We start from the raw sequence: 6606 nt of genomic DNA on the forward strand, positions 1-6606 counted from the left end.
GCACCGGGCCGAGCCGCGAATCGGCATCGGCGATCCAGTCGAACGGCTGGCCGTTCAGCGTGCCCGGCGTCGGCGGCGCGGCCTCGAAGGCATCGGCGCGCAGCTTGGCGGCCAGCGCCGCGTCGCCGCGCGCATCGGCCATCAGCGCCTCGACCAGCCAGGCCACCCAGGCCTGCGGCCGGCCGAACACCATCGGCGTGGTCTTGCCGGCGAACACCGCCTCGCGCAGCGTCTCGCACTTCAGCGCCTCGCGGTAGGTGTTGACCATCGGCAGCGTCGAGGCGTCGAGCTCGCCGCACACCTCCAGCTGCGTCATCGCGCGCGGCCACTGGCCGAGCACGCACAGCAGCTGGAACAGGAAGACGCGCAGCTTCGGGTCGGCCGGCTTGGCGCGCACGCCATCCTGCAGGCTCTTCAGCGCGGCATCGGTGCGGCCCTCTTTCAGGGCCTGTTCCGCAGCTTGGACGGGTGTCATTTCAAGCCGCCGTCACTTCGTTTTCGAAGGTGTTGACGCCCTTGGCGGCGCCGGCGAGGTCCTGCGAGCGGTACTCGACCTTCACCTTGAAGAAGGCGATGCGGAACTCCTCGACCAGTTCCGGCGCGCCGTCGGTCTCGTTGCGCAGCCGGTGCGACAGGATGCGCGCCTTCTCGACGGTGATCGTCAGGTACGCGATCGACGCGGCGCCGCCGGCCTTGTGCACCGACAGCGTCGCCTTCTTGATGAGTTCATTGCTGCGCAGGGCCGACATCAGGCCGGTGCTGGCCGAGTCGACGCGCTTGCGCACGATCAGCTCCTGCATCGTCGTGCGGGCGGTCGCGCTGCCGAAGGCCGTCGCATTGCCGTCCAGGCCCCAGCTCCAACCGATGACCTCGATCTCGTCGGTGTGGTTGGTGTCGCGCGATTCGCCCTTGATCGGGCCCTGCGCCGCGCCTTCGACCTTCAGGTACATGTCGGACTTGCCCATGGTCTTTCCTTGCTGGCGTTATTCGAATGGGGGTGAGCGACGAAAAGTCACGCAAACGGGATCGCCACGAAACGGCCCGAAGGCCGATCCGTGGCGCACGCAGGAAGCCTGCGGCCGGTCAGCTGACCAAGTTCTTCTCTTTGTCGATGCCGACGGTGCTGGTGGAACCCTTGCCGCCGGTGTCYGACTGCGTGGTGTATTCCATCTTGAACTTCGCGAAGTTCAGGCTGATGTTTTCCGTCAGCCGGTCTTCGCCACCGCTGCCGCCGGTGGACAGCGACGACACGATGACGCTGTCGAGCGTGATCTTGATGTACTCGAGCGGCTTGTCGCCGGCCTTGCGCACGGTCAGCACGGCCTGCTTGATGTGCGTGCCCTTGAAGCTGGCCATCGCCAGTGCGGTCGACGACGCGTCGACGTACTTGGTCAGCGACAGGTCCTGGATGCTGACCTTGCCCGAACCGCCGCCGGCGCCGTTGCCGAACGAGGCAGTCTGGGCGCAGCCCCAGTTCCATGCCAGGACGTCGATCTCGTCCTTGTGCGAGCTGTCCTTCGACTCGCCCTTGATGTCACCGATCTTGATGAACATGTCTACAGCCATGATGCTTCTCCTTCAACTAAGTTGACCCGCTTGTGGGATGCCGGGGAGGGGTGCCACGACGTCTGGGTATTCCGTCGTGCGCCCGGCGTTTCTGTTTCGTTCCCGGCAAGCTGAACCTCCCGGGCTGCGATGCGCGTGGCGCGCCGTGGGAGGTTCCACGCCGGCCACGCTTTCCTGCTCCTGGTCAGGCCACCTTCTGCGAGGGCAGCTTCGACACCAGGCGCAGAGACACTGTCAAACCTTCCAGCTGGTAGTGGGGGCGCAGGAAGAACTTCGAGCTGTAGTAGCCCGGGTTGCCCTCGACGTCTTCCACCACCACCTCGGCGGCCGCCAGCGGGCGGCGCGCCTTGGTGTCTTCCGACGAGTGGGCGGGATCCCCGTCCACGTAGTTCATGATCCAGTCCTGCAGCCAGCGCTGCACCTCGTCGCGCTCCTTGAACGAGCCCACCTTGTCGCGCACGATGCACTTCAGGTAGTGCGCGAAGCGGCAGGTCGCGAACAGGTACGGCAGGCGTGCCGCCAGGTTGGCGTTGGCCGAGGCGTCCGGGTCGTCGTACTCGGCCGGCTTCTGCAGCGACTGCGCGCCGATGAAGGCCGCGAAGTCGGAGTTCTTGCGGTGCACCAGCGGCATGAAGCCGTTGCGCGCGAGCTCGGCCTCGCGCCGGTCGCTGATCGCGATCTCGGTCGGGCACTTCATGTCGACGCCGCCGTCATCGGTCGGGAAGGTGTGCGTGGGCAGGCCCTCGACCGCGCCGCCGGATTCGATGCCGCGGATGCGGGAGCACCAGCCATATTGCTTGAAAGAACGATTGATGTTGACCGCCATCGCGTACGCCGAGTTCGCCCAGGTGTACTTGGTGTGGTCGGCGCTGCCKGTGTCTTCCTCGAAGTTGAACGCCTCGACCGGGTTGGTTTTCGCGCCGTACGGGATGCGCGCCAGGAAGCGCGGCATCGCGAGGCCGATGTAGCGGGCGTCGTCCGATTCGCGCAGCGAGCGCCATGCGGCGTACTCCGGCGTCGTGAAGATCTTGCTCAGGTCGCGCGGGTTCGCCAGCTCCTGCCACGAGCCCATCTGCATCAGGCTCGGGTCGGCGGCGGCGATGAACGGGGTGTGGGCCGAGGCCGACACCTTGGCCATCTCGCCCAGCAGCTCGACGTCGGGCGGGGTCTGGCCGAAGTAGTAGTCGCCGACCAGGCAGCCGAACGGCTCGCCGCCGAACTGGCCGAATTCTTCTTCATAGACGCGCTTGAAGATCGGGCTCTGGTCCCAGGCCGTGCCCTTGTAGCGCTTGAGCGTCTTGCCGAGCTCGTTCTTGCTGATGTTCATCACGCGGATCTTCAGCTGCTCGTCGGTCTCGGTGTTGTTGACGAGGTGGTGCAGCCCGCGCCACGCGCTTTCCAGCTGCTGGAAATCGGGGTGGTGCATGATCAGGTTGATCTGCTCGCTGAGCTTCTTGTCGAGCTCGGCGATCATCGCCTCGATCGAGTTGACGACATCGTTGCCGATCAGCTTGGTCTGCGACAGCGCCTGCTGCGCGAGCGTGAGGATCGCGGTCTCGACCGCGGATTTCGCCTCTTCGCTCTTCGGCTTGAATTCCTTGTTCAGCAGGCTCGCGAAATCGCCGCCCTGGAATTCGACGCCCTGCAGCGCGGAGGATTGGTTCTGTGCTTCTGCCATGTCTTTCTCCTGTGTCGCTGCGCGCTTACTCGGCCTTCGGCTCGTCGGCCTTCTTGGCCCCGGCCAGGCTGTTCAGCAGTGCCGGGTCGGCCATCACCTTGGCCAGCAGTTCCTCGGCGCCGCTCTTGCCGTCCATGTAGGTGATCAGGTTGGACAGCTGCTGGCGCGCCTCGAGCAGCTTGCGCAGCGCGTCGTTGTTGCGCGCCACGGCAGCCGGCGAGAAGTCGTCCATGCTGTTGAAGGTGAGGTCGACGCTGACGTTGCCCTCGCCGGTCAGCGTGTTGGGCACCTGGAACGCGACGCGCGGCTTCATCGACTTCATGCGGCTGTCGAAGTTGTCGACATCGAACTCGAGGAACTTGCGGTCGGCCACCGGCGCGAGCGGGTCGGCCGGCTTGCCCGACAGGTCGGACAGCACGCCCATCACGAAGGGCAGCTGCACCTTCTTCTCGGCGCCGTAGAGCTCCACGTCGTATTCGATCTGGACGCGCGGCGCGCGGTTGCGGGCGATGAATTTCTGACTGCTGGTGGCCATGGTGGACTCCTCTGGGGCGGGTTCGGTTTACTGGTCGGGACTGCCGGCGATGCGTTCGACCTGGCCGAGGCCGTCGGACGCGAGGTCGCGGATGATGTCCATGAAATTCTTGCCCATCAGCCGCTGTGCGCGGCGGATCAGCAGCGGCGCCGGGTTGCTGGGTTCGTTGCGTTCGATCCATTCGCAGACACGGTCGAGCGTGCGGCTCACGTCTTCGCGGCTGCGCAGCGCGCCGACCGCGACGGCGCTGCCGCCCGTGGCGGCCGCAGCGCCATCGCCGCCGGCCGCATCTGCCGATCCGGCGGCGGCTTCGCCCTCGGCGGCCACGGCCTGCGCCGCAGCGCTCGCCAGGCATTGCGCGAGCACCCGCAGCGGGCGCAGCTCGGGGCCCTGGCTGCCGCCGACCTTGTCGATCAGCACCGCTTCGATGCGGGCCATCTCGTCGCCGGTCTGCTGCAGCGCGGCCAGCGTGCCGGGGGTCTGCGCCTCGGCGGCCTTCAGGGCCTGCTGCACGCCTTCGGGGCTGGGCACGGATTCGCTGCTGCCGGGCTGGGCCTTGCCGGCGGCGAGTTCGATCTGGCGCACGGTCAGCTGCGAGCGGCCGCCGCCCACCGGGGCGTGGCGCAGGTCGGCCAGGCCGAACGTGGGGTCGACCAGCGGCGCCAGCGCATTCAGGCGCATCGTCGGGTCGTTGTTGTCGTCGGCGTCGAGCAGCGGGTAGGCATGCTCCCAGTGGCGTTCCAGCAGGCCGGYGATCAGCGCCAACGCGCCCGCATAGGCCGTCACGCCGTGCTGGCGGGCGCCGGCGCGGGCCAGCAGCACGGCCACGCGCAGGTCGCGGGTGCGTTCGGCCAGCGCCCGGGCCTGCTCGAAGACGGCGCGCCAGTCGGGTTGTTCGGCCGGGATCACGGTGTCGCCGAACTGCTGCTCGGGCTTGCCGCGCGAGGCTTCTTCCAGTGCGAGGAATGCCGGGTCGTACTCCAGGTCCGGCCCGCACGGCGCGTCGTCGGAGAGCGGCGACAGCAGTTCTTCGACGGGGAGGGCGTTCATGGAGGTGCGGGACGGCAGACAGTGACGATGGGGTGCACTCTAGAAAGGAGGGCAGCCCTCCACATCTGCCGAAAGTCACTTCTTCACGTTCCGGCCCCGTTCATACCCCGTTCGGGCCCCTTCATGCCCCCGCGTCCAGGGGGTTGGCGTCGAACCGGACCGACACCTCCAGCCCCGGTTCGGCCGCGCGGATCTGCAGCGCGCTGCCGTGCGCCTGCGCGACCAGCCGGCACAGGTACAGCCCGAGGCCGACGCCGCCGGTGGCGCGCTGGCGCGAGYGGTCGAGCCGGTAGAAGGCCTGGCTGAGCTGCGCCAGCTGCTCCGGCGGCACGCCGGGGCCGTGGTCGCGCACCGCGAGCGTCACGCTGCCGTCATCCCCGAGCCGGGTGGTGACGACCGGCGGCCGCGGCGCGTCGGCCGCGTGGCGCAGCGCGTTGTCGACCGCGTTGCGCAGCAGCAGCCGCAGCCGCATGCGGTCGAGCGCCAGCATCGGCAGCCCCGGCGCCAGCTRCTGCCCGACCGCCTGGCCCGCGAAATGTGTCGCCAGCGTGTCGGCGACCAGCGCATTCAGGTCGGTCGGCTCGCGCTGCAGCGCGGCATGGCCGGACGCCAGGCGCTCGCTCTCCAGCAGGTCGCTGACCAGGTCGCGCATCTCGGCTAGGTCGCGCAGTAGCGCGGTGCGCTCCGGGCTGTCGTCGACCAGCTCGGCATTCACCCGCGCCCGCGTCAGCGGCGAGCGCAGCTCGTGGCTGATGGACAGCAGCAGGCCGCGCTTGGCGTCGAGCATCGCGCGGATCTCGGTGGCCATCGTGTTGACCTGGCGGGCCAGCTCGCCGAGCTCGTCGTCGCGCCGCACCGGGATCGGCTCGTCGAACTCGCCGCGCCCGAAGCGGATCGCGCCGGCGCGGATGTCGTCGAGCGGGCGCATCAGCCGCCGCACATGGGAGAACGCCAGCCAGGTGATCACCAGCAGCAGCGTCAGYGTGCCCCAGCCGACCCACTTCGGGTGCGAGGCCGGGCCGGGCGGCGCGAGGCCGAACACCAGCCGGTGGCCGTCGGCCAGCGTGCGGATGTGCACCATGCCTTCCGGGTTGCCGGGCGACGGGATGCGCTGCCACGGGGCCGAGCGCTGCGGGTGCGAATCCCACTGCACCTGCGGCCCGTCGATGTGCAGCGAGATCGGCAGCCGCGCGACCAGCGCCTTGGCGCGCTCGATGTCGGGGGGCGTGCCGATGTCGGCGGCCAGCAGCGTGACGTAGTCGGACAGCAGCGGCCGGCCCCAGCCCTGCCAGCCCAGGCGCACCACCTCCTTCATGCCGACCAGGAAGATCACGGTGGTGCCGATGGCCAGCAGCAGGAACAGCCGCACCAGCTTCCATTTCAGCGAGTGCTTCACACGCTGGCGGGCCTGGTGCCAGGGCCGGGACCAGCGGTTCACGGGGCGCGGTTCCCGGTGCGGCCGGCCGCGAAGCGGTAGCCCGCATTGCGCAGCGTCTTGATGCAGTCCAGCGGTTCGAGCTTCTTGCGCAACCGGCTCACGAGGATGTCGACCGCGCGGGTGACGAGGTCGTCGGCGGACTGGCCGCGCAGCTGCTCGAGGATCTCCTCGCGCGAGAACACCTTGCCCGGCATCTTCGCCAGCAGCGCGAGCAGCTCGAACTCCATGCTGGTCAGCTCGACGGCCAGGCCGTCGCGGCGCGCCTCGCGGCGTTCGAGGTCGATCTGCAGGCCGTCGAACGACAGCACGGTCGCGACGCCCAGGCGCAGCGAGACCGGC

The 6606-nt window shown here is 68.8% G+C and carries 8 protein-coding genes; all 8 read right to left on the reverse strand.

What is annotated here, in order from left to right; all coding sequences use genetic code 11:
* Nucleotides 1-475 (reverse strand): tetratricopeptide repeat protein (locus AC1D12_RS20735; RefSeq protein WP_477842551.1); only part of this gene is annotated, 475 nt, incomplete at its 3' end.
* A 1-nt stretch (nt 476) separates the two neighbouring features.
* Nucleotides 477-965 carry an Hcp family type VI secretion system effector gene (locus tag AC1D12_RS20740; protein ID WP_047503164.1) on the reverse strand — a complete coding sequence of 163 codons (489 nt, stop codon included), beginning with the start codon at nt 963-965 and terminating at the stop codon, nt 477-479.
* A 118-nt stretch (nt 966-1083) separates the two neighbouring features.
* Nucleotides 1084-1566: an Hcp family type VI secretion system effector gene (locus AC1D12_RS20745; protein ID WP_047503163.1), complete on the reverse strand. Its 483-nt coding sequence runs from the start codon at nt 1564-1566 to the stop codon at nt 1084-1086.
* A 184-nt stretch (nt 1567-1750) separates the two neighbouring features.
* On the reverse strand, nt 1751-3244 hold the full coding sequence (gene tssC / locus AC1D12_RS20750; protein WP_477842553.1) for a type VI secretion system contractile sheath large subunit: 1494 nt from the start codon (nt 3242-3244) through the stop codon (nt 1751-1753).
* 25 nt (nt 3245-3269) lie between these two features.
* On the reverse strand, nt 3270-3779 hold the full coding sequence (tssB, locus tag AC1D12_RS20755) for a type VI secretion system contractile sheath small subunit (protein WP_047503160.1): 510 nt from the start codon (nt 3777-3779) through the stop codon (nt 3270-3272).
* A 27-nt stretch (nt 3780-3806) separates the two neighbouring features.
* A complete protein-coding gene (tssA, locus tag AC1D12_RS20760; protein WP_477842555.1) occupies nt 3807-4829 on the reverse strand; it encodes a type VI secretion system protein TssA in 1023 nt (340 codons plus the stop codon).
* A gap of 121 nt (nt 4830-4950) precedes the next feature.
* Nucleotides 4951-6267: a sensor histidine kinase gene (locus tag AC1D12_RS20765; protein ID WP_477842557.1), complete on the reverse strand. Its 1317-nt coding sequence runs from the start codon at nt 6265-6267 to the stop codon at nt 4951-4953.
* Nucleotides 6264-6606 (reverse strand): winged helix-turn-helix domain-containing protein (locus AC1D12_RS20770; protein ID WP_477842559.1); only part of this gene is annotated, 343 nt, incomplete at its 5' end. The genes AC1D12_RS20765 and AC1D12_RS20770, both read right to left, overlap by 4 nt.

This window comes from Rhizobacter sp. P1_G5 (genome assembly GCF_056405435.1).

What these genes read in the sequence shown, in the direction of transcription:
- AC1D12_RS20740 (WP_047503164.1), bottom strand. Translation starts at nt 965, where the DNA reads ATGGGCAAGTCCGACATGTACCTGAAGGTCGAAGGCGCGGCGCAGGGC.
- tssB (WP_047503160.1), bottom strand. Translation starts at nt 3,779, where the DNA reads ATGGCCACCAGCAGTCAGAAATTCATCGCCCGCAACCGCGCGCCGCGC.